The organism is Curtobacterium uvaldense, from assembly GCF_028307415.1.
Classification (GTDB): domain Bacteria; phylum Actinomycetota; class Actinomycetes; order Actinomycetales; family Microbacteriaceae; genus Curtobacterium.
This window is the reverse complement of the sequence record NZ_JAQMHU010000011.1, coordinates 84,177-110,062: the sequence shown is the minus strand read 5'-3', so window position 1 is coordinate 110,062 and position 25,886 is coordinate 84,177. Positions and strand designations below refer to the sequence as shown.

The following is a 25,886-nucleotide window of genomic DNA, read 5'->3' as shown; positions in this document are numbered from 1 at the left end:
GGCCGACAGATCCCGGTCCTGGTCCACCTCACCGGCGGCACCCGCACCGCACTGGCACGCACCACCCGCGTCCAGTAGCCCCACCCGGCGGACGACGCCGGACACGAACGCACCACCAGCACCACCGCAACCCGGTCGGACGAGGCAGACCGAGCCTCCCGACCGTCACCACCGGGCACCAGCCCACGAGCGAGAAGGGAACCCACCATGGGACTCGACGACAAGATCAAGAACGCCGCACAGGACCTGACCGGCAAGGCCAAGGAGGCCTTCGGCAACGCGACGAACAACGACGAGAAGGTCGCAGAGGGCAAGAAGGACCAGGCCGCTGCGAGCGCCAAGCAGACCGGCGAGGACGTCAAGGACGTCTTCAAGTAACAGCGGACCACGGCCGTCGCTCCCCGAGGGGAGCGACGGCCGTCCTGTTCACAGAGGAGGAAGCCATGCAGCACGATCCGAACGCCCGGACGCAGATCACCGAGGTCGACCTGCCGCCCGAGCTGACCACCCCGCTCCCCGAGGATGCCGGGCCCCTGGTGGTCGCCGCCCGCACCGCGGCGGAGACGGCGCTCGGCGTGCCGGGCGTCCACCACCTGGGCGGGCTCGTCGCCCGCGCCGCCGACCGCGTCCGCTCGCAGCTCGGCCGCACCGCCGGAGCGCCCGGGGTGCAGGTCGACGACAACGACGGCACGCTCGACGTGACGGTGTCCGTCGTCATCAGCTACCCGCAGCCGGTCCGCGAGGTCGCCGAGGAGGTCCGCCGCCAGGTGGCCGCCGCGGTGTCGCAGCTCGGCGCCGGACAGCCCACCACGGTCGACGTCCGCGTGCTCGACGTGCACGGGCCCTTCGACGACGAGCCGACCCCCGTCGACCGGGCCCGGGAGGCCGTGGGCGATGCGGTGGACCGCACGAAGGAGGCCGTCTCGGGTGCCGCGGAGGACGTCCGCGGCGGTGCCGCCGAGGTCGCCGAGCGTGCACGGGACGCCGCGCAGGACGCGGCGGGTGCCACGCGCGAGGCCGCCGGTCGCGCACGTGACGCCGCCGGCGACGCCGTCGACCGGGCACGGGAGACCGCGGGGGACCTGCGCGAGCGGGCGTCCGACGCCGTGGACACCGCGCGGGCGAAGGCGGCCGACGCCGTCGACACGGCGCGCGAGACCGCATCCGACGCGGCGGAGCGTGCCGCGGAGAAGTCCTCCGACGCCGGCGACGCGGCGAAGCAGGCCGTCAGCGCGGCGAAGGACGCCGCGGCGGACGCCTCGCAGGAGGTCCGCGACCGTGCCTCCGGTGCTGCCTCGGCAGCGACCGACGCCGCGGCCGACGCGGGCGCAGCGGCCTCGGACGCCGCCGACTCCGCAGCGACCGCGACGCAGGACGCGGTGACCGCGACGCAGGACGCAGCGGACCGTGCACGTCGCGAGGGCAGCACCGACGCCGACGAGCCGTCGGCGGAGAGCGCACCCGCCGCGGACGAGCAGGTCGCCGACGCGCTGGACGAGGCGGCCGACCGCATCGAGCACGCCGCGGACGTCGTCCGCGACGAGGCCGACGCCCGCCACGACCAGGCCGCCGCCCACCGCAGCGGCAGCGGCGACGGCGACGGCGAGGCACAGCGATGACCGCGTGGGCGGGACGCCGGGGCACCACCGCCCGGCGTCCTCGCCCGCGCGGCGTCTGGACCACGTCGGGCATCGGCATCGTGCTGGTGCTCGCCGTGGCCCTCGGCGGGTACCTGCCGCTCGTCGGGTTCCTCGGCGGCGTGACCGCCACCACAGCGGGGCTCGTGCCGTTCCCGTTCGTCCGGATCGCCCTCGTCACCGTGCTCGGCCTGGTGGTGGTCCTCGCCCTGTTGCTCTGGGCGCTGACCCGACGGCACACGGTCACGTCGGTGTTCGCCGTCGTGCTCGCGGTCCTGGTCAGCCTCGCGGTCACGGCCTACCCCGTGGTGACGATCGCCATCGCCTCGGCGGACCGCGCGGGCGACGTGTGGCCGATCGTCACCGAGCTCTGGCAGCGCTTCACCGGCTGACGGTCCGCCCACCCGACCGACGGCCGGTCAGTGTCCGGCGGCGGCCGCCAAGCGGGCCAGGCCCTCGTCGATCGTGATCGTCGGGGACCAGCCGAGGTCGTGGCGCGTCCGTCGCTGGTCGAACCAGTGGGCGGTGGACAGCTGCTCGGCGAGGAACCGCGTCATCGGCGGCTCGTCCGCCCCCGGACGCACCCGCCACACCGCCTCGACCACGGACCCGGCTGCACGGGCGACGGCGGCGGGCACGTGCAGCCGCGGTGCAGGGACGCCGGACGCGGTGCAGATGCCCGCCAGGAGCTCCCCCACCGGCCGCGGCTCTCCGTTCGTCACGACGTAGGCGTTGCCGTGCACGGCGTCGTCCGCCGCGTGCTCGAGCGCAGCGACCATCGCCGAGGCCGCGTTGTCGACGTAGAGCGTGTCGATGAGCGCGGCGCCCGAGTCGAGGAGCGGCAGCCGACCGGCACGTGCCCGGTCCACGATGCGTCCGACCAGCTGCGTGTCGCCCGGTCCCCACACCAGGTGCGGGCGGACGGCGACGACCGCGAAGCCCGGCTCGTCGGCCGCCAGCGCGAGGAGCTCCGCGGCGCCCTTCGTCCGCGCGTAGTGCCCGCGGGCGGCCATCGGCTCGGCAGGGTCGGCAGCGGCGCCGGCCAGCGACGACCCGGTGTGCGCCACGGACGGCGACGACACGAAGACGAAGCGCCCCACCCCGGCGGCCCGCGCGGCGTCGAGCAGCGCGCTCGTCCCGGCGATGTTGACCCGCGCGAAGTCGGCCGGGTCCCCGGCGAGCGAGACCTTCGCCGCCAGGTGCACCACGGCGTCGACGCCCTCGACCGCGCGCGCGACCGCAGCGGTGTCCGTCATCGTGCCGAGCGAGTCCTCCACACCGTCGACCCGGGACGGCCGACGCTGGAACGTGCGGACGTCGTGCCCGGCGTCCCGGACGGCAGCGGCGGTCGCCCGGCCGAGGAAGCCGCTGGCACCGGTGACCAGGACCCTCACGGGCGGGTCATCCGGCCGCCGCCGAGCACCGTCGTCGCCCATCGCGACAGCCGGGCGCGGTCGACCTTCGAGTTGTGCCGGACGTCCGTCGGCAGCACCGGGACGACGAGCACCGCGGCGAGCGGGACCCCGGCGGCGGTGCGGACGGCGGCGGCGAGCTCGGCCGACGCGAGGCCGGGACGCCGGGCTGCGGGGACGGTCTCGACCACGGCGACGACCTGCTGGGTGCCGGACGGTCCGGTGCTCGCGATGCCGGCACGGCCGACGCCGTCGACGCGCTCGATGCGCTGCTCGGGTCCGACGGGTGTCACGACACCGTGCGGGGTCGTCACGACGTGCTGGAGCCGGCCCTCGATCCACAGGCGCCCGTCGGCGTCGAGGTGCCCCACGTCGCCGGTGCGGTGCCCGCGCGGGTCGTCGACCCCGAGCCGCGAGACGCGGTCCGTGCGCCAGAGTCGGTCGTAGTGGTCGCGGACGTGCGGGGCCGCGACGACAACCTCGCCCGTGACGCCGGCCTGCTCCGTGAGGTCTCCGGTCGGTGCGCCGTCGGCGTCGAGCGGCGCGATCCGCACGCGCACACCGACCGCCGGTCGACCGACGCAGATGCCGTCGTCGGGAGCGGAACCCGCCGACCGGACGCCGTCCAGGTCGACGTCCGTCATGAGCAGGCCCTCGGTCATGCCGTAGGGCGTGTGCGCCGCTGCGTTCGGCATGAGGTCGGTGGCCGCCCGGAGGAGCGCCGCGGGCACCGGTGCCCCCGCGGACAGGAACAGACGCACCCGACCGAGGGCATCGCGGTCGCCGGCCGCCAGCGCCGGTGCCGTCGCGACGACGTTCGCCAGCGCTGCGGGTGAGAGGAACACCACGGTCGCGTCCACGGCGGCCACCGCGTCGGCCACCGCCGACGCCGTCAGCGTGCGCGGACGGGTGACGTCCATGTCCGGGGCCACCGACCGGGCACCGAGGGCGGGACCGAGCAGGGCGAACGGCGCGAAGCCGGCGACCAGCCCCGTGCCGACGCCGACGCCGTACTGCGCCGCGAGGACGTCCCGCACCGCGGTGAGCTGCCCGTGCGTGTAGACGACGCCCTTGGCCGGACCGGTCGAGCCCGAGGTGAACAGGACGGCCGCGGGTGCGTCCGGCGACGGTGCAGCGGGCAGGTCTGCTCCGGCTGCGAGTCGTCGGGCGCCACGTCGGGCGACCTCGGTCAGGGTGTGCTCCACGCCGAGGACCGCTCGCGCGGGGGCCGGGAGCGCGACCGTCGCGATGCGTCGACCCGGCCACCCGAGTGCGCGCGCAGCTCCGAGACCGGGCAGCGCCCCGATCACCCAGTCCGGCCGGGCGCCGCGGACGGCACGGGTGAGCCCGCGCAGACCGAGGCCGGCGTCCGCGACGACGACCACGGCACCGATCCGGACGCAGGCGTACAGGACGGCCGTCAGGTCGGCCCCGGGCGTGACGAGCAACGAGACGCGGTCGCCGGGACGCACGCCGAGGTCGGCGAGACCGACGGCGACCTCGCGGACACGGCGGGCGAGCAGCCGCCACGAGACCGTCCGCGGGCCGCCGGGAGCGGCCATCTCGACGAGCGCCGGGCTCGCGTCGTCCGCGAGGTCGTCGAGGGCTGCCCAGAGCGGTCGGTCGATCGCGGGGCCCTCGGTGGTCGCGCCGGTCGCGTCGCTCGCGTCGGCCGTCCGGGCGTCGGCCGTCCGGGCGTCGGCCGTCCGGGCGTCGGCCGTCCGGGCGTCGGCCGTCCGGGCGTCGGGCTGGAGGCTCGACTCGCCGCCGCCGGGCGCGTGCCCGTCCGGCAGGCGGTCGCCGAGCCAGTCGAGCACCGTGCCCGCGACGTCGGCGTCGTCCGGCAGCAGGTGACCGGCACCCTCGAAACGGTGCACGTCGGCGTGCGGCAACCGGTCGGCCAGGTCGTCGAGGTACCGCTCGAGGAACACCGGGTCACGCGGTCCCCACATGACGAGCGCCGGGACCTCGAGCGCCGCGACACCGGCCGCGATCCGGTCGAGCTCGGTCGCGCTGGGGTGCGCGGCGTCGACGGGGATGTCCGCCACGAACCCGCCGATGCCCCCGCGGCGGGCTGCTCCGCGGTACGGCGCCCGGTAGGCGTCGGCGGTCGGCCGGTCGAGCGTCGGGTGCGCGATGGCGAGCGTCGTCTCGAGGAACGCGGGCGTCAGGACGGTGCCGCGACCGAGCACGCCGGGACGCAGGGCCAGCCGCAGCGGTGCGGGGATCGGGGCGTCGTCGGGCTGGTGCACGGCGGTGTTGCACGTCGCCACGCCCACGACGAGGTCGGGGTGGTCGACCGCCCAGCCGAGCGAGACGACGCCGCCCCAGTCGTGCCCGAGCGTGACGACGGGTCCGGCGAGTCCGAGCTCGTCGGTCAGGGCGCCGAGGTCGCGCACGCGGTCGGCCAGACGGTGCTGGTCGGCGGTGCGCTCCGAGAAGCCCATGTCGAGCTGGTCGACGGCGATCACGCGCCAGGCCGGGCCACCGGCCCGGGCGACGCTGAGCGTGCGGGCCGCGACGGACCGCCAGAGGTAGGACCAGGTGGGGTTGCCGTGCACGCAGAGCAGGGTGCCGACCGGGGTGACGCCGAGCGCCTCGAGCTGACCGGCCGTGTCGAGGAGGTGCCAGGTGCGCGCGGGGTGGTGCGTGCCTCCCGGCCGGCCGTCCGGCGACCCGGGGACGGTGACCAGACGGGACCAGGCCGGGTCGAGTCCGGGCAGGGGCGGCGGGAGCGTCGCCGGGGCCGTGCTGGCGGCGACGCGCGGGAGGCCGGACCTCACCAGCGCAGTTCCATCATCGCCGTGTTGATGCCGGAGCCGACGCCGCCCAGGAAGACGCGGTCGCCGCGGGTGATGCCGCCGCGGTCGACCTCGTCGGCCAGGGTGATCGGGATCGACGCCGGGCCGACGTTGCCGTAGCGCTGGTAGGTGGTCGGGACCTTCGTGCGCGGGATGCCGATCGCCTCGACGAAGGCGTTCGTGTGCACGTCGGAGACCTGGTGGAGCACGTAGCGGTCCATGTCCTGCCAGTCGAAGTGCGAACGCGCCTCGGTCCAGGCGGCGACGACGAGCTCCATGCCGCCCTTCAGCAGCATCTTCGCGTCGGTGAACATGCCGTCCACGCTGCCGACGCACAGGTCGTACCACTGCGTCGCCGCGCGGGTGACGCCGCCGATGATGCGGTGCCCCTCGGGGTGGACGTCGGACGGGCCGAGCACGGCGGCCGCGGCGCCGGACCCGAGGGTCAGGCTCGCGAACTCGCTCATGAAGTCCTTGCGGTTCCGACCACCCTGGTTCAGGCGGTCGATCGTGTTGAGCTGCACCTGGTCGGCGTCCTCGCCGTCCACGATGAGCGCGTACTTGATCTGCCCGGAGTCGATCATGCCCGCGGCGACGCTCATCGCGTTGACGAAGCCGAGGCACGCGTTCGCGATGTCGAAGTTGATGGCCGACGTCGGCAGCCCGAGCCCGTGGTGCAGGCGGACGGCGACGCTCGGCTCGAGGTGCGGACGGGTCACCGAGGTGTTGATCAGCAGACCGACGTCCTCCGGGCGGATGCCGGCCTCGGCCATCGCGCGACGGCCGGCGTCGATCGCGGCGTCCTGGAAGGTCTGCCCCTCGCCCCAGTTGCGGCGTTCGGTGACACCGGCGACACGCTCGAGCAGACCGGTCGGGAGACGGAGCCGACGCAGCGCCCCGCGGAGCTTCGCCTCGATGTCCGCGGAGGTCGTCACACGGTCCGCGACGGTCGTCGCCACCGACAGCAGCGACACGTTCTGGTGCTTCGCCGTGGCGTTGCCGGGGCGCTCCGGTTCGCTGCTCGTCGACTGGTCGACCGGTCGTTCCGTCATGATCGTCACCGACACATACTTCCGCATCCGACCTGGATGTGCGATCCGGGTGCGCTGGGCGGCACCGGTCAGGCGTCCTTCGGCAGCTTGCGGACCTTCGACCGGCGACGCCGACGGTCCGGGATCATCGACCGCATCTCCTCGAGCTTGCCGAAGCAGAGCAGGCGGTCGCTGGCCTGCAGCTCGACGCCGCTGCGGGGGTTCGGGATCACCGAGGCGCCGCGGTGCAGGGTCAGGACCGTGATGTCCCGGTCCCAGAGCCCGGACTCCTTGATGGTCTTGCCGACCAGGTCCGCGTTCGTGTGCACGAGGAGCTCGGCCACGCCGTAGCCGGTCGAGACGCTGAGGCGCTGACGGACGTCGATCTCCGGGAACGCGACCTGGTTGCCGATGAAGTCGATGATCGCGCCGGCGACGTCGAGGCCCGTCGCACGCTCGATGCCCTCGAGCCCCGGCGAGGAGTTGACCTCCATGACGAGCGGTCCGTCGTTGCCCTCGAGCATGTCGACGCCCGCGACGCGGAGCCCCATGATCTGCGCCGAGCGCACCGCCGCCTCCTCGTACTCGGGGCTCAGGGTGACCTTCTCGACGGTGCCGCCGCGGTGCACGTTCGAGCGGAACTCGTCGCCGGAGGCACTGCGACGCATCGCAGCGACGACCCGGTCCCCCACGACCAGCGCACGGATGTCCCGGCCCCGGCTCTCGGAGATGAACGCCTGGATGAGCACGTTCTGCTTCGTGGAGTGCAGCGTTTCGACGATCGACTCGGCGACCTTCGCCTCGGGTGCCAGGATCACGCCGATGCCCTGCGTGCCCTCGAGCAGCTTGATGACGACCGGCGCCCCACCGACGCTGTCGATCGCCCCGCGGACGTCGGCACGGCTGTTCACGAACGTGGTCGCGGGCATGCCGATGTGGTGGCGGGACAGGATCTGGTTCGCCCGGAGCTTGTCGCGCGAGTTCGTGATGCCCGTCGCCGTGTTCGGCGTGTAGACGTCCATCTGCTCGAACTGCCGCACCACCGCGGTGCCGTAGTAGGTGATCGAGTTGCCGATCCGCGGGAGCACGGCGTCGTAGTCGCTGAGCAGCTTGCCCCGGTAGAGCAGGTCGGGCTCGTCCCCGGACAGGTCGATGGCGAACCGCAGGGTGTTCAGCACCTTGACCTCGTGGCCGCGATCGACCGCGGCGGCACGCAGACGCTGCGTCGAGTACGCGTGCGGGGCGCGCGACAGGATGGCGAGTTTCATCGGGGTTGCTCCACGGGGTCGAGACGTCGACGGCGACGCTCAATCAAAGCATGCGACAGGATGGGCACATGGCCCGGAACCCGACGATCGCAGGATGGCGTGAGTGGGCTGCCCTGCCCGGGCTGGACCTGCCCTGGATCAAGGTGAAGCTCGACACCGGGGCGCGGAGCTCGGCACTGCACGCGTTCGACCTCGAGGAGCTCCCCGGCGACCGCGTCCGCTTCTCGGTGCACCCGTGGCAGGACACCGACGCCGACGCCGTCACGCACGAGTGCGACGTGCACGACCGACGGATCGTCCGGAGCTCGACGGGGCACACGCAGGAACGCATCGTCGTGCTGACGCCGATCACGCTCGCGGGTCGCACGATCGACGCCGAGGTCACGCTGAGCAACCGCGACCAGATGGGCTTCCGCATGCTCGTCGGCCGCGAGGCGCTGCGCCAGGGCTTCCTGGTCGACCCCGCGCGGTCGTTCATGGCCGGCCGGGCCCCGAAGGAGATCCGGCGGCGCAACCGCGGTCGCGCCTGAGGCGCGGGGCGGGCCGCTTGCGCGACGGTGCGCGCCGCGCGCAGCGCGCTCCTCGTGGCCGACGGCGTCTGGCCGTGCGCGGCGCTCCCGCACAACGGGGAGCAATCCGCGCCACGTCGTTCCGTGGTGCGTAGTGCTCTCCGTTGTGCGCGCCTCCCGCCGCGCGTTCCGCACCACGGCGGACGGGAGGCGCGGGGCGGGTCGGATCCGCGCCTCCCGTCCGCCGCTCGGGTCGCGCTCCGCAGCCCGGATGACGCTCCGTGACGACGCCCGTTCCCCCGCCGAGGTGACGTGCCTACGCTCCACGCACCGGCCCAGTCGCCGGCGTCCCGGACCCGAGGAGACCGACGTGACCGACCAGACCATCGCCCGCCAGGTGGACGACTTCAACCAGGGCTTCACCACCCAGATCGGCCCGGAGCTGTCCGCGGTCTTCGACGGCGAGCAGGCCGACCTGCGCGCCTCGGGGGTGCCCGACGGGGTCGTCGGTGTCGGCGAGACCGCCCCGGACGCGCGACTCGTCACCCCGACCGGCGACGAGACGTCGTTCGCCGCCGTCCGCGGCTCCACGCCGACCGTCGTCGTCTTCTACCGCGGCGCCTGGTGCCCCTACTGCAACATCACGCTGCGCACCTACCAGCAGGAGCTCCTGCCGGCGCTGCGGGAGCGGGACGTCCAGCTCGTCGCGGTCTCGCCGCAGACGCCGGAGGCCGCCGAGCAGTCGATCGCGAACGGGGAGCTGGAGTTCCCGGTGCTGACCGACCCGGAGAACGTGCTCGCCGGACGCTTCGGCATCGTCACGGAGCCGAGCGACGCCGCGCGGGCGGCGCACACGCAGCTCGGGTTCGACGTCGCCGACAGCAACGCCGACGACACCGCGGCGATCCCGTTCCCGTCGGTCTTCGTGATCGACGCGGACGGCGTGGTCCGCTCCGCTGACGTGCACGTCGACTACACGACGCGCACCGAGGTCGCGGACGTGCTGACCGCGGTCGACGCCCTGGTGGTCCCCGCGCCCTGACCGGCCGCTCGGCGCGGAGCCGACCGGGGCGGACGGGAGGCGCGGGCCGGGTGACGGACGTCCGTCACCCGGACCGCGCCTCCCGACCGCACCGCGGCGCGGCCGTCAGGGCAGGAGTGCGGACGCGACCGCGCGTGCGGTGGCGGAGTCCGCAGCGGGGTCGCGCAGGCGCATCGCCAGCGCACCCGAGACGACGAGCAGCAGCTGCTCGGCGAGCGCCGGGGCACGGTCGCCGACGAGCGGACGAGCCGTCTCCGTCAGCCGCCGTCGCAGGGTGTCGGTCTCGCGGTCGAGGACGGCGCGCAGGTCCTCCGGGGCATCGACGTACTCGGCAGCGGTGCCGAGGAAGGCGCACCAGCGGGAGCCCGTCGGGGTGGACCGGTACTCGTCGAGCGCGTCGAACACGGCGAGCAGGCGGCCGCGGTCGTCGGTCGCCTGCTCGAGGGCACGGTCCCACGTCGCGACCCAGTCGTCGTGTCGTCGGTCGAGCGCCGCGGCGACCAGGGCCTCCTTGCTCGGGTACCCGCGGTAGAGCGTCGCCGACGACACCCCCGCGCGTTCGAGCACCGCGTCGACGGGGGTCGCCGCGATCCCGCGGGTGAAGAACAGTTCCTCGGCGGCGTCGAGCACCCGTTGCTCGGTCCCTGGACGCATCGCCATGCAGCCAGCCTAGGGTCGCAGAAGTGAAACGATCGTTTTCGTTACCGACCTCCGTCCTGCTCGCGAGCGGGCTGGGGCTCGTCGCTGCGACCTACGGCCTGGTGCGCCTGGCGTTCGGGCTCTTCCTGCCGGACGTCCAGCGCGACCTCGGCTTCGGCGCGGACGTCGGCGGTGCGGTGTCCTCGGGCGCCTCGGTCCTGTACTGCACCGGTGCCGTCGTGGGGTTCCTGCTCGCCGACCGCGCCGCCCGGGAGCTCGTCGTGGTCGCGGCGCTCACCGCAGGCCTCGGCGCGATCACGACGGCGGCGAGCGCGACGACCCTCGTCTTCGGGGTGGCAGCCGTGGTGGCGTCGACCGGGGCCGGGCTGGCGTCGCCGGCGATGGTGCAGCTGGTCGCCGGCCGGCTCGACGGCGCCGCACGCGACCGGGCCCAGGCGGTGGTGAACTCCGGGACGGGCCCGGGGCTCGTCGCGGCCGGGGTCCTCGCGCTCGTGCTGCTGCCGGACTGGCGCACCGCCTGGGCCGCCGCCGGCGTGGTCACGCTGCTGGTCGGTGCGGTGGTGTTCCTCGCGGCCGGGCGCGGGGCACCGGACGCGCGCTCCGCCCCGGCTCAGAGCTCCGCACTCCGGCACCCCGCGGTCCGGCGCTCCGCGCCCCGGCGCCCCGCGCTCCACGCGGCGCTCCCGGGCCGGTCGTGGTTCGGCGCACAGGTCGTGCCGGTCGTGGTCGCGCTCCTCTTCGGTGCGGGCTCGGCGGTGGTCTGGACCTACGGCCGCTCGGCGCTCGTCGGAGCCGGCGTGCCGAGCGGACTGACGGTCGTCGCGTGGATCGCGCTCGGCGTCGGCGGGGCCTCGGTCGCGGTGACGGCACGGTGGACGAGCGGGCTGCCCGCTGCCCGCCTGTGGCTGCTGACGACGACGCTCGCCGCCGTCGCGGTGCTCACGCTCGGGCTGCTGCCCCACGTCGTCGGGGCCGCACTGGTGGCGTGCGCGCTGTTCGGGTGGGGCTACACCGCGGCGACGGGCGCGCTCATCGCCTGGACGACCGAGATCGACCAGGACCACGCGGCCGCGGGCACCGCACTGCTCTTCGTGGTGCTCGTCGCCGGCCAGGCACTCGGGGCAGCGGCGGCCGGTGTGCTGGTCGGGCCGGCGGGCACGGCGACGACCTTCACCGCGGCAGCCGCCGTCGTGGCGGTCGCTGCCACCACACCGCTCGTCGTCGCCCGGCGGGACCTGCGGCCGGCGGCGCCCACCCGGTAGCGTTGCCCGCATGGGGTGGACGAGGGAGGGGTGGGCCCGGTTGCCCGTCGGACCGCGGGAGCACCGGCAGGACGAACTGCTCGCGCTCGTGCTCGGCGTCGGGTTGGCCGTCACGACCACGCTGTACGGCGCCGCGGGCGTCTACGAGGACGACCAGGCGCCGTGGTGGGTGTCGGCGCTCATGGTGGTCGCGAACGCCGCGCCGATCGCGTTCCGCCGCCGCTGGCCGATGACCGTCGCCGTCGTGTCCGCGCTGGCGTTCGCCGCGACACAGCTGCTCCACGTCCCCGAGATCATCCTCGTCAACTTCACCCTCTTCATCGCGCTGTACACGGTCGGGGCGTGGTGCTCGGACCGGATCCGTGCCGAGGTGGTCCGCTGGGTGATCATCGGCGGGATGTTCGCGTGGGTGTTCCTCGCGCTCTCGTTCGGGTGGGCGGTGCCGAACGCGCTGCCGAACGACGACGACGCCCTGATCCCGCCGTACATCGCGTACTCGCTCGTCAACATCCTCATCAACGTGCTGTACTTCGGCGGCGCCTGGTACGCCGGCAACCGCGCGTGGGCAGCCGCGGTGGCCAAGCACGACCTCGCCGAACGCACCGCGGAGCTCGCCGCCGAACGGGAGCGCACGGCTGCCCAGGCGATCACCCTCGAGCGCGTGCGGATCGCCCGCGAGCTGCACGACGTCGTGGCCCACCACGTGTCGCTGATGGGTGTCCAGGCCGGAGCCGCCCGACGCGTGGTCGGCCGCGACCCGGAGCAGGCGACCGCCTCGCTCACGGTGGTCGAGGACAGCGCACGCACCGCGGTCGAGGAACTCCGCCGGATGCTGGGGACCCTGCGCGAGGACGACCCCGGCGCGAGCGCGACCGACACCGCGCCGAGCACGGCCGGGCTCGGTCGGATGCCGGAGCTGGTCGACGCCGTCCGCTCCTCGGGCCGGGACGCCGGGCTCGTCGTGGTCGGTGACGAGCGCTCGGTGCCGCCGACCGTCGGGGCCGTGGCGTTCCGCATCGCGCAGGAGGCCGTGACGAACGTCGTCAAGCACGCCGGCCCCACCGCCCGCGCGGACCTGCGCCTGCGGTACCTCGACGACGGCATCGAGGTCGAGGTCGCCGACGACGGACACGGCGCCGGCGCGGTCCGCGACCCGGGCGGCAGCGGGCTGGGCCACGTCGGCATGCGGGAGCGCGTCGCCGCCGTGGGCGGTCGCATCGAGATCGGGCCCCGCGCCCGGGGAGGGTACCTGGTACGGGCATGGCTGCCGACGACCTGACGATCGTGCTCGCGGACGACCAGGACCTGGTGCGTGCCGGCTTCCGCGTCATCCTGGAGTCCGAGCCGGGCTTCCGCGTGGTCGGCGAGGCCCCGGACGGCGGCGCCGCGGTCGACGCGGTCGTCGCGCTGCGACCCGACGTCGTGTGCCTCGACGTCCAGATGCCCGGCATCGACGGGCTCGAGGCGGCACGACGCATCGGCGCGCTCCCGGACCCGCCGGCGGTGCTCGTGCTCACCACGTTCGACGACGACGACGCCCTGTTCCAGGCGCTCGAGGCGGGGGCGAGCGGGTTCCTGCTGAAGAACGCCTCCCCCGAACGGCTGATCGACGCCGTCCGCACGGTCGCCGCCGGGGACGCCCTGCTCGCCCCCGACGTCACGCGCCGGGTGATCAGCCGCGCGACCGCCGGGCACGGGCCCACCTGCCCAGCGCACGCCGGCCACACGGCGTCCCCGGTCGACGACGGTGCGGCCGCCATCGCCGCCGCGGGGCTCACCGAACGCGAGGCCGAGGTCCTGCGACTGCTCGCGCGCGGCTGCAGCAACGCCGAGATCGCCCGCGCGCTCTTCGTCGGCGAGGCGACCGTCAAGACGCACGTGTCGAACGTCCTGCAGAAGACCGGCGTGCGCGACCGCATCCAGGCGGTCGTGTGGGCCTTCGAGCACGGCGTCTCCTCCGCGGCCTGACGGACCCCGCTCCCCCGCGCGGCGGAGCCGGGTCGTCGGGAAGTCCCGCCTCCCGCCGGAGGTGGGCAGTGCCTCCCGGACCGTAGCGTCGAGACGTCGGCGAGGACCGCCGGCGGAAGGGGAACGGGCGATGCTCACCATCGAAGGCGTGACGAAGCACTTCGGCGACCGCCGGGTGCTCGACGACGTGGGGTTCTCGGTCGGCAGCGGCCGGCTGACCGGGTTCGTCGGCGGCAACGGCGCCGGCAAGACGACCACCATGCGGATCCTGCTCGGCGTGCTGCAGGCCGACACCGGGCGCGTGTCGATCGACGGCACCGAGGTCGGCCCGACCGACCGCCGCCGCTTCGGCTACATGCCCGAGGAACGCGGGCTCTACCCGAAGATGCCGGTCGCCGAGCAGATCACCTACCTCGCACGCCTGCACGGTGTCGACAAGCGGACCGCGGGGCAGCGGACCACCGCGCTGCTCGAACGACTCGACCTCACGCAGCACGCGAGCGACGCCGTCGAGAAGCTCTCGCTCGGCAACCAGCAGCGGGTGCAGGTCGCCGCGGCGCTCGTCCACGACCCCGAGGTCCTGGTGCTCGACGAGCCGTTCTCGGGCCTCGACCCGATGGCCGTCGACACCGTGCTCGGCGTGCTCCGCGAGCAGGCGGCGAAGGGTGTCCCGGTGCTCTTCTCGAGCCACCAGCTCGACGTGGTCGAGCGGCTGTGCGACGACGTCGTCGTGATCGCCGACGGGACGATCCGTGCCGCCGGCTCCCAGGAGGACCTGCGCCGCAGCGCCGGCCCCGCCGCGTGGGAACTGCTCGTCGACGGCGACGTCGCGTGGATCCGCGACGAACCCGGCGTGACCGTGCGCGAGTTCGACGGCGGGTACGCCGTGTTCGAGGCCGACGAGCCCACGGCGCAGCGCATCCTGCAGCGCGCCGTCCAGCACGGCACGGTGGGATCGTTCGCCCCACGCGTGCCCCGTCTCAGCGAGGTCTTCCGGGAGGTCGTCCGATGACCAGCCACTTCGTCGACGCCGTCCGGCTCGTGACCGTCCGCGAGATCCAGGCCCGCGTCCGCAGCAAGGCCTTCGTGGTCTCCGCCGCGATCCTGGTGCTCGCCGTCGTCGTGTCCGTCGTCATCGCGGGCATCATCGGCAAGGCGACCGCAGACGACACCACGCCCGTCGCGGTGGTCGACGGCGTCTCGCTCCAGTCCACCGACGGCCTCGACGTCACCCCGACCACCACCGTCGCCCAGGCCGAGCGCCTCGTGCGGAGCGGTGACGTGGACGCCGCCGTCGTGCCGTCCGACGACACCCTCGGGTACAGCGTCGTCGGGCTCGAGGACACCCCGACCGACGTCGTCGGTGCCCTCAGCGTCACCCCTGCGGTGGAGCTCCTGCAGCCCGGCACGCTCTCGGCGGGCCTGGTGTCCGCCATCGGCATCCTGTTCGGCGTCGTCTTCTTCACCTCCGCCGTGACCTTCGGGTCGTCGATCGCGCAGAGCGTCGTCGAGGAGAAGTCGACGCGGGTGGTCGAGATCCTGATGGCCGCCATCCCGGCCCGTGCCCTGCTCGCCGGGAAGGTGCTCGGCAGCAGCATCATGGCGTTCGCGCAGATCATCGCCATCGCGATCGCCGGCGCCGTGGCCCTCGCGGTCACCGGGCAGGACAACCTGTTCACGTTGCTCGGCCCCAGCGTGCTGTGGTTCGTCGGCTTCTTCGCCGTCGGCTTCGTGCTCATCGCCGCGCTGTTCGCCGCGTCCGCCGTGCTCGTGTCCCGCCAGGAGGACGTCGGCAGTGTCACGATGCCCGTGATGCTCCTCGTGATGATCCCGTACATCCTCATCGTCTCGGCGGCGGACAACGAGACGATCGTCGGGATCATGTCGTACGTCCCGTTCAGCGCGCCGATCGGGATGCCCATGCGGATCTTCCTCGGCACCGCCGAGTGGTGGGAGCCGATCCTCTCGCTGCTGCTCGTCGCCGCGTCGGTCGTCGTGGTCGTCGCCGTGGGCGCGCGCATCTACGAGAACGCGCTGCTCCGGACCGGCGGACGGGTGAAGCTGACGGAGGCGATCCGCGGCTGACGTCGCCGCACGACGGACGGGAGGCGCGGCGCCGGCTGGCACCGCGCCTCCCGTCCGGAACGCAGCCGCGCCGGGCGCGGGGCGCCCCGCACAACCAGACGCACGTCACGCCACGAAACCGCACGGCGCGACGTGCCTTCCGCTGTGCGGGAGCACGTCACGCCACGCGAACGCCGCCGGACGGGAGGGACGGTGCCGGCTGGCACCGTGCCTCCCGTCCGGAACGCAGCCGCGCCGGGCGCGGGGCGCCCCGCCCAACCGGAAGCACGTCACGCCACGGAACCGCACGGCGCGACGTGCCGTCCGCTGTGCGGAAGCACGTCGCGCCACGGAACCGCGCGGCGCGACGTGCCTCCCGTTGTGCGGGAGCACGTCACGCCACGCAGGCGTCGCCGCCGCGACGGCGCCGCCGCCGCACGACGGGCCCGTCAGAGCTGACCGAAGGCCGCCTGCACGCCCAGGCTCGTCCCCGCGACGAGCACCCACAGCACGATGCCGAGCAGCATCGGCCGGAACCCGGCCCGGCGCAGCGCCGCGAAGTCCGTCGAGACCCCGACGGCCGCCAGCGCCACCGTGATGAGGAACGTCGCCGCCGTCGAGAACCCCGGGGCCGCCGCCGCGGGCAGGACTCCGGTGGTCCGGAGGAGGACCACGACGAGGAAGCCGACCAGGAACCACGGGACCAGCCGCAGCACGCGGACGCCCCCGGCACGACCCGTGCCGTCGACGGCGGCGGGCTGCGTGCGGGCGGTGCGGCGCGCCTCCAGGCCGGCGAGCCCGATCACGATCGGGATGATCATCAGGGTCCGCACGAGCTTGACGACGACGGCGGTGTCCGTCGCCTGACGGCCGTAGACCGTGGCGGTCGCGACGACGGAGGACGTGTCGTTCACGGCGGTCCCGGCGAAGACGCCGAACGCGTGCTGGGACAGGCCGAGCGCGTGGCCGACGAGCGGGAAGACGAAGACCGCGGCGATGTTGCAGAGGAAGATCGTCGACAGGGCGTAGGCGACCTCGGCACTGGCGGCACCGACCACGGGGGTGATGGCAGCGATGGCCGATGCGCCGCAGATGCCCGTGCCGACCCCGATCAGTGTGCGGAGCGTGCTCGACACCCGGAGCAGCCGGCCGATCCCCCACGCCGCGACGAGGCACACCACGAGCGTGGTGAGCATCACGGGGAGGGTCTCGCCGCCGATGCGCAGGACCTCGCCGATCGACAGCTGTGCGCCGAGGAGCACGACCGCTGCCTGCAGGACGCGGCTCGACGCGAACTTCACGCCGGGCTGGAGCCCACCGAGGTCGGCTGCTCCGTCGTCCTGGGCCCGTCGACGCCGGACGAGCCAGCCGACCAGCGCACCGAGCAGGACGGCCGGCACCGGACCGCCGACGACAGGGACCGCGCGGCCGACCAGGGTCGCGGCGACGCCGATCACGACGGCGAGCGCGACACCGGGCAGGGCAGCGACGAGCGCCGGGCGGGACAGGGGCATGCGGACCAGCATCCCACCGTCCGGGGCCCAGACGGTACGGGCAGGCTGAGGTGGTGGACCATCAGTCGGAGCCGTGGGTGCAGCGACTGCGCGACGGCGTCGTACCGCCGCTGTGGCCGTTCGTCGCGGGCGCGCTCGGCCTGTTCGCCGTCGCGGTCGCCGTGCTCGTCGTCGAGGCCCGGTTCGTCGACCAGGCGTCGCTCACCGGCCGCGGCTCGGTTGCCGTCCTCCTGCCGCTGCTCGGCGCCGTGGGGTGCGTCGTCGCGCCGATCAGCGCCTGGCGGGACGGACGACGGGACCGACGTGCGCTCCGGCACGCGCACGGCCACGGCCGGGGTCGACCGGCGTTCCACCTCCCGGTCTCCGCCCGCGGGACCATCGCCGGACAGGACCTCCCCGACCCGCGGATCGCACTCGTCACCGTCGACCGGAGCGGGCTGCTCGGCTGGTCCCCCGTGTCACCCGACCCGGTGGTGACGATCCCCTGGACGCACGTCGCACGGATCGACCTGGCCACGAAGGACCACCGCGGGCGACGGGAGGACTACGGGCTGTGGCTCACCCTGACGGACGGCGGAACGTTCGTCCTCGAACCGCGTTCGGCACTCGGTCGACCGTTCAGCGCAACCCAGCCCCGGCTCGGCGTCCTGCGGGACGTGCTGCGGGCGCTGCGCCCCGGGTCAGGGCCCGGGTCACGGCCCGGGTCCGGGTCCGGGTCCGCCGGTCGACGCGGAGCACCGCGCTGAGTGACAGGGCGGCGGGACGTCACCGGGCGGGCGGGACGTCCCCGGACATCTCAACGCGACCGGCAGCGTCGTCCCACGTGTACGTCGCGGTCGCTCGACCGGAGGGGTCGGCGTTGCTGTCCGCACCCTGCGGGTAGCGGTACTCGACGCGGATCGCCCCCGCGGACTCCCGCGTCACCTGCGGGACGAACGGGTACTGCTCCTTCGTCGCCGTCCCCAGGTACGTCCCGTCGTGGAAGAGCAGGATCGCGACCGGCGAGCTCGCGGTGCCGTCGACGACGCTGACGGTCACCGCGGACAGCGCGGCGCAGCCGTCGTAGACCGAGGTGTCGGCGTTCGACGCGTCCCACCGCGCCGACTCGAGGCCGGCGGGCAGCGGGAGGTCGGCGATCGGACCAGCGGCGGCGGCGGCCCCGTCGGACGGTCCGCAGGAGGGTGTCACGGTCGGCGTCGACGACGGGCCCGGGGTCCCGCTGCCCGTCGTCGACGACGAGGACGACGCCGAGTTCGAGGGCGTGACCGTCCGCGTGACGGTCGCGGTCGGGCCACCGCCGCCCCCGCCGGTGCACCCCGCGAGGGCGAGGGACGCCCCGGCGACGATCAGGAGCAGGCCGGCGGGACGGGAGTGACGTGTGGTGCGCATGGGACCACCCTGCCCGCCGCGCTGCCCGGATGTTCATCCCCCGACCGCACCGACGCCTGGAGACCCCACCGCCTGTCGGCGTACCATCCAGGCGGAAGCAAGGGCGGTTCCGAACACCTCCCGAGCACCGACCTCACGGGCCGGTCGAGTCAGACACAGATCAGAGCACGCCGTGACCGAACACCTCATCGAGTACGTCGCCCGCGACCGGACGGGCATCACCACCGTCGTCACCACGACCGGTGTCTTCGACGTCGACACCGTCATCGACCACATCCGCGCCGGGCACGCCGGCTACTACGTCGCGGCCGATTCGTGGAAGCGGACGCCGGTCCGGAGCATGTCGTTCATCGGCGGTTCCTACCTGTTCGCGAACTGGGACGGCTCGAAGCGGAACATGCTCCACGACCTCGCCTTCCGGATGCCGACCCGCGCGGTCGAGGTCGTCCAGCAGCCGCGGCGCTCGTGGCGACTGACGCGCGCCCTGCGCGGGCTGTTCTCACGGGCGGCCTGAACCGCCCGTACCCGGCTGCGGACGGACGGGAGGCTCGGTGCCGGTCGGCACCGAGCCTCCGTTCCGTCACGCCCCGCCTCGCGGGCCGCGCGGCTCGTCGTCAGACGTCGCGCTTCTTGACCGCGGCCAGGGCGAGGACACCGATCGCGACGACCCACGCTGCCAGGACCCCGCCGCCAGCCCAACCGTTCAGCACGACGCCCTCGGGTGCGGGCTGGCCCGCGGACCGCTCGTAGGTGTAGAGCTGGCTGCCGGCCTGGTCGGGCAGGAAGCGGGACACATCGAGGAGCCACTGCTGGTCCACCAGCCCCGCGAAGAGCTGCAGCACGATCGGCAGGACGAGCAGCACGCCGAGCGCGATCGCGATGCCACCGGCGCTCGACCGGACCAGGAGGCCGATGCCGAAGGCGAGCAGTGCGATCCCCGTGACGTAGACCGACGAACCGAGGATCGGCATGAAGACCGCGGGGTCGGCCAGGTCGGCGTGCACGCCCTTGTCCGCCTGGAACAGCGCGACGAGCACGACCCCGATCCACGTCGCCGCTGCACTGACCACGAAGGTGGCCACGGCGAGGACGACGGCCTTGGCGAGGATCGCACCGGTGCGCCCGGGGTCGGCCGTGAAGGTCGAGCGGACCTGCCCGGTGCCGTACTCACCCGTGATGATGAGGACGCCCAGGACCGCGGCGACCAGCACGGTGAAGCCGACCGACGAGATGCTGAGGTTGACGATCTGGGCGTTCGCGACCGTCTGGGTCACCTCGGCGCCCTCGGGCAGACCGACGATCGGCGCGTAGAGCCCGAGCAGCGCACCGAGCCCGATGGTCAGCGCGACGATGATGGCGTAGCACCACCACGTCGACCGGATGCTGCGGAACTTGATCCACTCGCTGCGGACGAGTCGACCGAACCCGAGTCCGACGCGGTCGGGCAGCGCGGTGGCCGTCGCGGCGCTCATCGTGCGACCTCCGCCTGGTACTCGACCTCGTCCTTCGTGAGGGCCATGTACGCCTCCTCGAGGCTCGCACCCATGGGGGTGAGTTCGTGGAGCACCGCGCCGGCACGGGCGGCGATGGTGCCGATCTGCTGTGCGTCGGGACCGACGACCACGAAGGCGCCGTCCTCGCGCGGGGTGATCGACGACGCCGCTGATCCCACGGCATCGAAGAGCTGGTCGGGGTGCGGGGTCCGGACGAGGGTCCGTGCGCCGCCGCCCTGTCCGCTGCCCGCGACGAACTCCGCGATCGGGGCCTCGGCCAGGACCTTGCCGCGGCCCAGCACGACCACGCGGTCGGCCGTCTGCGCCATCTCGCTCATGAGGTGACTGGAGAGGAAGACCGTGCGTCCCTCGGACGCCAGGTGCCGGGCGAGCTGACGCACCCACACGACGCCGTCCGGGTCGAGGCCGTTGACCGGCTCGTCCAGGATCAGGGTCCTCGGGTCGCCGAGCAGTGCCGCCGCGATGCCGAGCCGCTGCCCCATGCCGAGGGAGAACCCGCCGACGCGCTTCTTCGCGACCGACTCGAGGCCGGTGAGCTCGATCACGTGGTGCACGCGGGACTTCGGGATGCCGTGCGTCGCCGCGAGCGAGAGCAGGTGGTTGTACGCGCTGCGCCCGGAGTGGACGGCCTTCGCCTCGAGCAGCGCGCCGACCTGGCGGAGCGGGTCGCGGAAGGACCGGTAGTCCTGGCCGTTCACCCGGACGCGTCCGGACGTGGGCGTGTCGAGGCCCATGATCATCCGCATGGTCGTGGACTTCCCGGCGCCGTTCGGCCCGAGGAAGCCGGTGACGCTGCCGGGACGGACGACGAAGGAGATGTCGTCGACGGCGGTCTTGGCGCCGTAGCGCTTGGACAGATGCTCGATCTCGATCACGTGGTCCACGCTATTTCCGGGACACCGTCGAGCGCGTCCCCCCTGGGGCGGAGACCCGGGGTCATCCCGGAGGAGGACGCCGCGCTGGAAGGACACCCGGACGGCGCACCAATCCGGCTGCGCACCTGCTCCGAAACCCCTGTACGACGACGACGCTGCCCCTGCGCGGTGACCCGGAGACGCCGTCGTGGAACGCATTCGGAAGGACCGCACCATGACCAGCAACGCAGCATCACCCCGTACCGGTTTCGCGTCGACCCTCGTCCAGAAGGGCGCACTGCTCTTCGGCGTCGTCTTCCTCATCGTCGGCGTCGCCGGCTTCATCCCGGGCCTGACCATGGACATGGGCACCATGTCCTTCGCCGGCAACAGCTCGATGGCCATGCTCCTCGGCCTGTTCCAGGTGTCGGCCCTGCACAACATCGTCCACCTGCTGTTCGGCATCGTCGGCATCCTCGCCGCCCGCTCCGCCGCAGGGTCGCGCTCGTACCTGCTCATCGGCGGCATCGTCTACGCCGTGCTGTTCGTCTTCGGCCTCTTCGTCGCCGGCATGGCCGGGGCTGCGAACTTCGTCCCGCTCAACAGCGCCGACAACGTCCTGCACGCCTTCCTCGCCGTCGCGATGATCGTCCTCGGCGTGCTCCTGCCCCGCGCCGGACGCACCACCCGCTGACCGACCCCGGTGGACCGCCCGGTGCTGGGCGGTCCACCGGACCAGCGGTGACCTCCCCGGGGATCAGGGGTCATCGGAAGCCCCCGCCGCAGCAGCGGCGGGGGCGTCGTCGTGTCCCCGGGGAACCCGGCGCAGCGCAGAGCGCGTGCGCGCCAGAGGCGCAACGCTGACCTCGCGCGCGTCAGAGGCGCAGCGCGAGGGCGTTCGCGGTCAGGCCGGCAGCCGTCCCGCAGAGCAGCACGGTGTCTCCGCGCCGGAGCCGACCGTCGTCGAGGCACCGCGCGAGCATGAACGGCACCGACGACGAGACCGAGTTCCCGAACGCCGCGACCTCGTCGACGTACCTGTCCGTCGGGATCCCGAGCCGGCGCATCGCGAGCCCGATCGCGCCGCTGGCCTGGTGCGGCACGACCAGGTCGACGTCGTCCAGCCCGAGACCGCTGCGCTCCCAGAACCGCGCGAAGAACCCGGGCAGGACCCGGAGCATCCCGGTCAGGGCGCGCCGGCCGTGCATGTCGAACAGGTAGTCAGCGGGGTCGCCGTCGGCGTACTGCTGCGCCGGGTACCGGGACAGGCCGCCCCGGAGCTCGGTGTCGTGGGCGTGCTCCGGCCAGGTCTGCTGCAGCGCCGACAGCACCCCCTGCGTCCCGTCGCCGCGCGTCAGCACCACCGCGGCCGCAGCGTCGGAGAACAGCTCGGCGGACTCCCGTTGCCCCGGGTCGAGGAAGCGTGACCCGACGTCCCCGGAGACGATGAGCACCCGGTCGTGGTCGCCGTCCTCCAGGTAGCGGGAGGCGATGTCGAGTGCCGTGATGAAGCTCGTGCACGTCGAGTTCACGTCGAACGCGGCCGCTCGGGCGTCGGGCGCGACCCGCTCCGTCACGAGTGCCGCCGTGCAGGGGATCGGCTGCACGCCGGCGGCGCAGGCGGCGATCACGAGGTCGAGGTCGGCGGCGTCGATGCCGGCGTGCGCGACGGCCCGGGACGCTGCCGTGGCGAGCATGTCGAGGTGCGACACGTCGTCGGCGATGCGGTACCGGGTGACGGTGCGGGCACCGCTGCCGTAGGTGACCGTCCGGTCCGGCAGTGCCGTCCCCCACCCGGCGATGGCGCAGTGCTTCATGGTCCCCCTCGGTCCTCGTCGTCGTCGACGAGCAGGTCCACCCCGGTCCGGTGCTCGTCGTGGCTGAACAGCAGTCTGACACCTGCGCGCTCGAGGGCGAGCAGGCGCTCGGCGGTGTCGCGCTGCGATCGGGCGTCGTGGGCGACCGCACGCGGCAGGAGGCGCAGGTCGCGCTCGCGTCCGAGCAGGTCGCGGCTCCAGGCAGCGTCGCCCGCGAGCAGCACACGGTCCTCGACCAGGAGGCCGAGGTGCCCGTCGGCGTGCCCGGGCAGCCGGACGAGCCGCGTGCGACCGTCGCCGAACGGGTCGGCCGTCGACAGACCGACCGCGGCGAGCGGCCCGGTCGGGGCGGGGCCGAAGGCGCTGTCCGGGACGACCTGCAGCCGGTCGACGAGCCCCGCGGGCAGCAGCCCCCGCAGCTGCCCGGCGAGCACCCGCGGGCGGGCGGCGCTCCGGGCCACGCCCTCGGAGACCAGCACCCGCGCGTGCGGCACGGCAGCCAGCCCGCCGACGTGGTCGGGGTGCAGGTGCGACAGGACGACGTGCGTGACGTCGTCCGTGTCGATCGCGTCGGCGAGTGTGCTGCCCGGGGGGACGACGGGCGGGAGCAGGCGTCGGTACAGCCACCCGGCGGCACCCGTGCGCCACGGCAGGGGCGCGTACCCGGTGTCGAACAGCACGGAGCGGTCCGGACCGGACCAGTGGAAGACGTTCGCGGGGAAGACCCGACGGCCACGGGGTGCACCGCGGAGCAGACCGTGCACGTCGTGGGTCGTCCACCCGCAGGCGGCGGCGCGCAGGGTACCGACCGGGCGCTCAGCCACGCGGCTGCCCACCGACGCGCCGGCCGGCGGTCGCGTAGCTCGCGAGTGCCTCGTCGAGCCCGACGACCGGCTGGTAGCCGAGCACCTGCCGGGCCCGGGTCAGGTCGAGGGTCTGCGAGTGCGTGATCGTCGTCACCGTGTACCGGGTGATGGGCGGCTCGGGCTGCCCGGGCAGCACCGTGCACACGGCCTCGAGCACGGTGGCCAGCGCGGACACCGGCCCGGCCGGCAGGTGCAGGTGCCGCGGCCGGACCCCGAGTCCGGTGAGCAGCTGGTCGAGGAGCTCGACGAACGGACGCGGGTCCCCGTTCGTGATGTTGAACGCCAGCCCGGCGGCCCCGGGCACCTCGGCCGCGAGCCGGACGGCGTGCGCGACGTTCTCGACGGCGGTCAGGTCGACGAGTCCGCGTCCGCCGCGCAGGAGGGGCACGCCGACCCGTTCGTGCACACGGAGCAGCCTCGGGACGAGTCCGGTGTCGCCCGCACCGATGACGCCGCGCGGCCGCAGGACGACGATCTCGGGTCCGTCGGGGTCGCCGGTCGCGGCGCGGAGGAGCGCCTCGGCGTGCAGCTTCGAGCGGATGTAGTGGTTCATCGGGCGGCTCGGGTCGACCTGGTCCTCACGGATGTCGAGCCGGTCGCGCGGTGCCGCGTAGATGCCGGGCGACGACACGTGCACGAGCCGCCGCGCCCCGACGCGACGTGCGTACTCGAGCACCCGGGCGGTCCCGGTGACGTTGGCGTGCTCGAAGGCCGACCACGAGCCCCACGGCGAGCTGAGCGCCGCGCAGTGCACGACGACGTCGGCGGGGACGTCCGCGCGGGCGAGGTCGTCGAGGTCGCCGACGTGGACGTCCCCGGCGGGCAGCGCCGATGCCCGCCGACCGGACGCCGTGACGCGGTAGCCGTGCTCGCGCAGGGTCCGCACGACGTGACCGCCGACGAACCCGCTCGCCCCCGTGACCAGCGCGCGCTCCCCGGTGCCTGCTCCCCCCATGCCCCAGATCCTACGAGCCCGGCAGGAGCCGACGGCCCTAGGCTCGGGGCGTGCGGATCGCGCTGGTCACCGACTACTACCTGCCGACGCTCGGGGGCGTCCAGACGGCGGTGCGCTCCCTGGCCGAGGCCCTCACGGCAGCGGGACACGACGTCACGGTCTTCTGTCCCGACGACCCGGCGGGCCCCGCGCACTCGGCGGGCACGGCGCAGGCACCCGGCACCGCCACCGTGCCGGCCGTCGTCGGTCTGCCCGTCTCCCCCGTGTTCCGCCCCGACGGCTACCCCTTCGCGTGGTCCCCGCGTCGCCTCCGCGCCCTGCTCCGCCGCGAGTTCGCCGCACGCCGGGTCGACGTCGTGCACACCCACTCCGAGATGTTCGCGGCGCTCGGCGGGATCCGGGCCGCGCAGGACCTCGGCATCCCGGTGGTGCACACGATGCACGGCCGCATCGACGTCTACACGCGGAACGTCCTGCCCGTGCCCGCCGTCACGACCGCGCTGCTCGCCTTCCTGCACGCGACGCAGGTCCCCCGCCGGGGCGTCCGTGTCGCGGCCGACACCCCGTACACCCGGACCCGGACGGCGCGGCGGATGTGGCGGGTCATGCTCGCGCAGTCCCGGGCGAGCGACCACGTCGTGGTCCCGTCGCGGCACTTCGCCCACAAGCTCGTCGACCGGGGCGTCCGGACCCCGGTGTCGGTCGTCTCGAACGGCATCGAGCCCGCGGTCCTCGACGCGATCGGACCGGCGACCGTCCGGACCAGGACCGCAGACGAGCCGCTCCGGGTGCTCTGGGTGGGGCGCCTGTCGCCCGAGAAGCGTCCGGAGGTCCTGGTCGAGGCTGCCCGCTCCTTCCCACCCGGCACCGTGGTCGACGTGCTCGGCGACGGCGTCGCGCGTGCTGCGGTCGCCCGGGCAGCGGCCGGCACCCCGGTCCGGCTGCACGGCTCGACCCCGCACGACGAGGTCCTCGCCGCCATGCGCCGTGCACACGTGCTCGTGTCGAGTTCCTCCGACTTCGACAACCAGCCGATGGTGATGCTCGAGGCCGTCGCCACCGGCCTGCCCGTCGTGCACTGCGACCCGGACCTCGCCGAGGTCGTCCCCGACGGCGGTGGCTTCACGACGCCGACGCCGGACGCCGCGGGGATCGCGTCGGTCGTCCGACGGCTCCACGACGAGCCGGAGCAGCTCGTGCGGGCGAGCGCCGCGCTGGTCGCGGCCCGCGGCCGCGTCGAGCAGCGCGTCGACGAGCTGGTGGCGGTCTACGCGAGCGTCCTGCGGCCGTCCCGCACCACGTGACGGTCTGGAGGCTCGGTGC

General features: G+C 74.1%; 26 protein-coding genes. 14 read left to right on the top strand and 12 right to left on the bottom strand.

Annotation, left to right across the window (positions count from 1 at the left end; genetic code table 11):
- Positions 1-207 precede the first annotated feature (207 nt).
- The 3 genes from PIJ49_RS08760 to PIJ49_RS08750 all read left to right on the top strand — a co-directional run bounded on the left by PIJ49_RS08760 (position 208) and on the right by PIJ49_RS08750 (position 2,029).
- Positions 208-378 (top strand): CsbD family protein, encoded by a 171-nt coding sequence (locus PIJ49_RS08760; protein WP_066656081.1) that lies wholly within the window; start codon positions 208-210, stop codon positions 376-378.
- Between the two features lie 65 nt (positions 379-443).
- Positions 444-1,619, top strand: coding sequence for an Asp23/Gls24 family envelope stress response protein (locus PIJ49_RS08755; protein ID WP_271826362.1), 1,176 nt, complete (start codon positions 444-446; stop codon positions 1,617-1,619).
- Entirely contained in the window at positions 1,616-2,029 is a 414-nt protein-coding gene (locus tag PIJ49_RS08750) for an MFS transporter permease (RefSeq protein WP_251155789.1), read from the top strand. The genes PIJ49_RS08755 and PIJ49_RS08750 overlap by 4 nt, the downstream gene beginning before the upstream one ends.
- 27 nt (positions 2,030-2,056) lie before the next feature.
- Here PIJ49_RS08750 and PIJ49_RS08745 read toward each other — a convergent pair whose 3' ends face one another.
- From PIJ49_RS08745 to rimK, 4 genes are all read right to left on the bottom strand, one after another.
- Positions 2,057-3,031 carry an NAD-dependent epimerase/dehydratase family protein gene (locus PIJ49_RS08745; protein WP_066658648.1) on the bottom strand — a complete coding sequence of 325 codons (975 nt, stop codon included), beginning with the start codon at positions 3,029-3,031 and terminating at the stop codon, positions 2,057-2,059.
- Positions 3,028-5,832: an alpha/beta fold hydrolase gene (locus tag PIJ49_RS08740; protein ID WP_271826361.1), complete on the bottom strand. Its 2,805-nt coding sequence runs from the start codon at positions 5,830-5,832 to the stop codon at positions 3,028-3,030. Before PIJ49_RS08740 ends, PIJ49_RS08745 begins: the two co-directional genes overlap by 4 nt.
- Entirely contained in the window at positions 5,829-6,902 is a 1,074-nt protein-coding gene (locus tag PIJ49_RS08735; protein WP_066658652.1) for a 3-oxoacyl-ACP synthase III, read from the bottom strand. The genes PIJ49_RS08740 and PIJ49_RS08735 overlap by 4 nt, the downstream gene beginning before the upstream one ends.
- A gap of 68 nt (positions 6,903-6,970) precedes the next feature.
- The gene (rimK, locus tag PIJ49_RS08730) at positions 6,971-8,149 is read right to left on the bottom strand and encodes a 30S ribosomal protein S6--L-glutamate ligase (protein WP_058727301.1); all 1,179 of its coding nucleotides are present in this window, start codon (positions 8,147-8,149) and stop codon (positions 6,971-6,973) included.
- Between the two features lie 68 nt (positions 8,150-8,217).
- On the opposite strand from rimK, the gene PIJ49_RS08725 reads away from it, so the two are divergent.
- Both PIJ49_RS08725 and PIJ49_RS08720 read left to right on the top strand, forming a co-directional pair.
- Positions 8,218-8,679 (top strand): ATP-dependent zinc protease family protein, encoded by a 462-nt coding sequence (locus PIJ49_RS08725; protein WP_066656091.1) that lies wholly within the window; start codon positions 8,218-8,220, stop codon positions 8,677-8,679.
- Between the two features lie 349 nt (positions 8,680-9,028).
- Positions 9,029-9,700, top strand: coding sequence for a peroxiredoxin-like family protein (locus PIJ49_RS08720; RefSeq protein WP_209685816.1), 672 nt, complete (start codon positions 9,029-9,031; stop codon positions 9,698-9,700).
- A 105-nt stretch (positions 9,701-9,805) separates the two neighbouring features.
- Here PIJ49_RS08720 and PIJ49_RS08715 read toward each other — a convergent pair whose 3' ends face one another.
- The gene (locus PIJ49_RS08715; protein ID WP_271826360.1) at positions 9,806-10,360 is read right to left on the bottom strand and encodes a TetR/AcrR family transcriptional regulator; all 555 of its coding nucleotides are present in this window, start codon (positions 10,358-10,360) and stop codon (positions 9,806-9,808) included.
- 23 nt (positions 10,361-10,383) lie between these two features.
- On the opposite strand from PIJ49_RS08715, the gene PIJ49_RS08710 reads away from it, so the two are divergent.
- The 5 genes from PIJ49_RS08710 to PIJ49_RS08690 all read left to right on the top strand — a co-directional run bounded on the left by PIJ49_RS08710 (position 10,384) and on the right by PIJ49_RS08690 (position 15,675).
- Complete coding sequence (locus tag PIJ49_RS08710; protein WP_271826359.1) at positions 10,384-11,622, top strand: MFS transporter; 1,239 nt, start codon at positions 10,384-10,386, stop codon at positions 11,620-11,622.
- Between the two features lie 10 nt (positions 11,623-11,632).
- Positions 11,633-12,901 (top strand): sensor histidine kinase, encoded by a 1,269-nt coding sequence (locus PIJ49_RS08705; protein WP_271826358.1) that lies wholly within the window; start codon positions 11,633-11,635, stop codon positions 12,899-12,901.
- The gene (locus PIJ49_RS08700; RefSeq protein WP_209685824.1) at positions 12,883-13,590 is read left to right on the top strand and encodes a response regulator; all 708 of its coding nucleotides are present in this window, start codon (positions 12,883-12,885) and stop codon (positions 13,588-13,590) included. Before PIJ49_RS08705 ends, PIJ49_RS08700 begins: the two co-directional genes overlap by 19 nt.
- A 130-nt stretch (positions 13,591-13,720) precedes the next feature.
- Positions 13,721-14,602 carry an ABC transporter ATP-binding protein gene (locus PIJ49_RS08695; protein WP_271826357.1) on the top strand — a complete coding sequence of 294 codons (882 nt, stop codon included), beginning with the start codon at positions 13,721-13,723 and terminating at the stop codon, positions 14,600-14,602.
- Complete coding sequence (locus PIJ49_RS08690; RefSeq protein ID WP_209685828.1) at positions 14,599-15,675, top strand: ABC transporter permease; 1,077 nt, start codon at positions 14,599-14,601, stop codon at positions 15,673-15,675. The genes PIJ49_RS08695 and PIJ49_RS08690 overlap by 4 nt, the downstream gene beginning before the upstream one ends.
- Before the next feature lie 428 nt (positions 15,676-16,103).
- On the opposite strand, the gene PIJ49_RS08685 is transcribed toward PIJ49_RS08690, so the two are convergent.
- Positions 16,104-17,168 carry a YeiH family protein gene (locus tag PIJ49_RS08685; RefSeq protein ID WP_271826356.1) on the bottom strand — a complete coding sequence of 355 codons (1,065 nt, stop codon included), beginning with the start codon at positions 17,166-17,168 and terminating at the stop codon, positions 16,104-16,106.
- Positions 17,169-17,221: 53 nt separating this feature from the next.
- Between PIJ49_RS08685 and PIJ49_RS08680 the strand changes: the two genes are divergently transcribed.
- A complete protein-coding gene (locus PIJ49_RS08680) occupies positions 17,222-17,914 on the top strand; it encodes a hypothetical protein (RefSeq protein ID WP_271826355.1) in 693 nt (230 codons plus the stop codon).
- A 19-nt stretch (positions 17,915-17,933) separates the two neighbouring features.
- On the opposite strand, the gene PIJ49_RS08675 is transcribed toward PIJ49_RS08680, so the two are convergent.
- A complete protein-coding gene (locus PIJ49_RS08675) occupies positions 17,934-18,557 on the bottom strand; it encodes an LppP/LprE family lipoprotein (RefSeq protein ID WP_271826354.1) in 624 nt (207 codons plus the stop codon).
- A gap of 172 nt (positions 18,558-18,729) precedes the next feature.
- On the opposite strand from PIJ49_RS08675, the gene PIJ49_RS08670 reads away from it, so the two are divergent.
- On the top strand, positions 18,730-19,071 hold the full coding sequence (locus PIJ49_RS08670; RefSeq protein WP_066656115.1) for a hypothetical protein: 342 nt from the start codon (positions 18,730-18,732) through the stop codon (positions 19,069-19,071).
- A 100-nt stretch (positions 19,072-19,171) separates the two neighbouring features.
- Here PIJ49_RS08670 and PIJ49_RS08665 read toward each other — a convergent pair whose 3' ends face one another.
- Together PIJ49_RS08665 and PIJ49_RS08660 are read right to left on the bottom strand one after the other, a co-directional pair.
- Entirely contained in the window at positions 19,172-20,029 is an 858-nt protein-coding gene (locus PIJ49_RS08665) for an ABC transporter permease subunit (protein ID WP_271826353.1), read from the bottom strand.
- Positions 20,026-20,946 carry an ABC transporter ATP-binding protein gene (locus PIJ49_RS08660; protein ID WP_271826352.1) on the bottom strand — a complete coding sequence of 307 codons (921 nt, stop codon included), beginning with the start codon at positions 20,944-20,946 and terminating at the stop codon, positions 20,026-20,028. The genes PIJ49_RS08665 and PIJ49_RS08660 overlap by 4 nt, the downstream gene beginning before the upstream one ends.
- A 214-nt stretch (positions 20,947-21,160) precedes the next feature.
- Between PIJ49_RS08660 and PIJ49_RS08655 the strand changes: the two genes are divergently transcribed.
- Complete coding sequence (locus PIJ49_RS08655) at positions 21,161-21,619, top strand: DUF4383 domain-containing protein (RefSeq protein WP_271826351.1); 459 nt, start codon at positions 21,161-21,163, stop codon at positions 21,617-21,619.
- A gap of 181 nt (positions 21,620-21,800) precedes the next feature.
- On the opposite strand, the gene PIJ49_RS08650 is transcribed toward PIJ49_RS08655, so the two are convergent.
- From PIJ49_RS08650 to PIJ49_RS08640, 3 genes are read right to left on the bottom strand one after another with little or no spacing between them, the layout of a single operon-like run.
- On the bottom strand, positions 21,801-22,742 hold the full coding sequence (locus tag PIJ49_RS08650; protein ID WP_271826350.1) for a 3-oxoacyl-[acyl-carrier-protein] synthase III C-terminal domain-containing protein: 942 nt from the start codon (positions 22,740-22,742) through the stop codon (positions 21,801-21,803).
- Positions 22,739-23,566, bottom strand: coding sequence for an MBL fold metallo-hydrolase (locus PIJ49_RS08645; RefSeq protein ID WP_271826349.1), 828 nt, complete (start codon positions 23,564-23,566; stop codon positions 22,739-22,741). The genes PIJ49_RS08650 and PIJ49_RS08645 overlap by 4 nt, the downstream gene beginning before the upstream one ends.
- Positions 23,559-24,563, bottom strand: coding sequence for an NAD-dependent epimerase/dehydratase family protein (locus tag PIJ49_RS08640; protein WP_271826348.1), 1,005 nt, complete (start codon positions 24,561-24,563; stop codon positions 23,559-23,561). The genes PIJ49_RS08645 and PIJ49_RS08640 overlap by 8 nt, the downstream gene beginning before the upstream one ends.
- A 50-nt stretch (positions 24,564-24,613) precedes the next feature.
- On the opposite strand from PIJ49_RS08640, the gene PIJ49_RS08635 reads away from it, so the two are divergent.
- Positions 24,614-25,867 carry a glycosyltransferase gene (locus tag PIJ49_RS08635; RefSeq protein WP_066656131.1) on the top strand — a complete coding sequence of 418 codons (1,254 nt, stop codon included), beginning with the start codon at positions 24,614-24,616 and terminating at the stop codon, positions 25,865-25,867.
- The last annotated feature ends 19 nt before the right edge of the window (positions 25,868-25,886 follow it).

Excerpts from the sequence above, each read along its gene's own strand:
- PIJ49_RS08760 (WP_066656081.1), top strand. The coding sequence starts at position 208 with ATGGGACTCGACGACAAGATCAAGAACGCCGCACAGGACCTGACCGGC.
- PIJ49_RS08755 (WP_271826362.1), top strand. The coding sequence starts at position 444 with ATGCAGCACGATCCGAACGCCCGGACGCAGATCACCGAGGTCGACCTG.
- PIJ49_RS08750 (WP_251155789.1), top strand. The coding sequence starts at position 1,616 with ATGACCGCGTGGGCGGGACGCCGGGGCACCACCGCCCGGCGTCCTCGC.
- PIJ49_RS08735 (WP_066658652.1), bottom strand. The coding sequence starts at position 6,902 with ATGACGGAACGACCGGTCGACCAGTCGACGAGCAGCGAACCGGAGCGC.
- rimK (WP_058727301.1), bottom strand. The coding sequence starts at position 8,149 with ATGAAACTCGCCATCCTGTCGCGCGCCCCGCACGCGTACTCGACGCAG.
- PIJ49_RS08725 (WP_066656091.1), top strand. The coding sequence starts at position 8,218 with ATGGCCCGGAACCCGACGATCGCAGGATGGCGTGAGTGGGCTGCCCTG.
- PIJ49_RS08715 (WP_271826360.1), bottom strand. The coding sequence starts at position 10,360 with ATGGCGATGCGTCCAGGGACCGAGCAACGGGTGCTCGACGCCGCCGAG.
- PIJ49_RS08705 (WP_271826358.1), top strand. The coding sequence starts at position 11,633 with ATGGGGTGGACGAGGGAGGGGTGGGCCCGGTTGCCCGTCGGACCGCGG.
- PIJ49_RS08700 (WP_209685824.1), top strand. The coding sequence starts at position 12,883 with ATGGCTGCCGACGACCTGACGATCGTGCTCGCGGACGACCAGGACCTG.
- PIJ49_RS08695 (WP_271826357.1), top strand. The coding sequence starts at position 13,721 with ATGCTCACCATCGAAGGCGTGACGAAGCACTTCGGCGACCGCCGGGTG.
- PIJ49_RS08690 (WP_209685828.1), top strand. The coding sequence starts at position 14,599 with ATGACCAGCCACTTCGTCGACGCCGTCCGGCTCGTGACCGTCCGCGAG.
- PIJ49_RS08685 (WP_271826356.1), bottom strand. The coding sequence starts at position 17,168 with ATGCCCCTGTCCCGCCCGGCGCTCGTCGCTGCCCTGCCCGGTGTCGCG.
- PIJ49_RS08675 (WP_271826354.1), bottom strand. The coding sequence starts at position 18,557 with ATGCGCACCACACGTCACTCCCGTCCCGCCGGCCTGCTCCTGATCGTC.
- PIJ49_RS08665 (WP_271826353.1), bottom strand. The coding sequence starts at position 20,029 with ATGAGCGCCGCGACGGCCACCGCGCTGCCCGACCGCGTCGGACTCGGG.
- PIJ49_RS08655 (WP_271826351.1), top strand. The coding sequence starts at position 21,161 with ATGACCAGCAACGCAGCATCACCCCGTACCGGTTTCGCGTCGACCCTC.
- PIJ49_RS08650 (WP_271826350.1), bottom strand. The coding sequence starts at position 22,742 with ATGAAGCACTGCGCCATCGCCGGGTGGGGGACGGCACTGCCGGACCGG.
- PIJ49_RS08640 (WP_271826348.1), bottom strand. The coding sequence starts at position 24,563 with ATGGGGGGAGCAGGCACCGGGGAGCGCGCGCTGGTCACGGGGGCGAGC.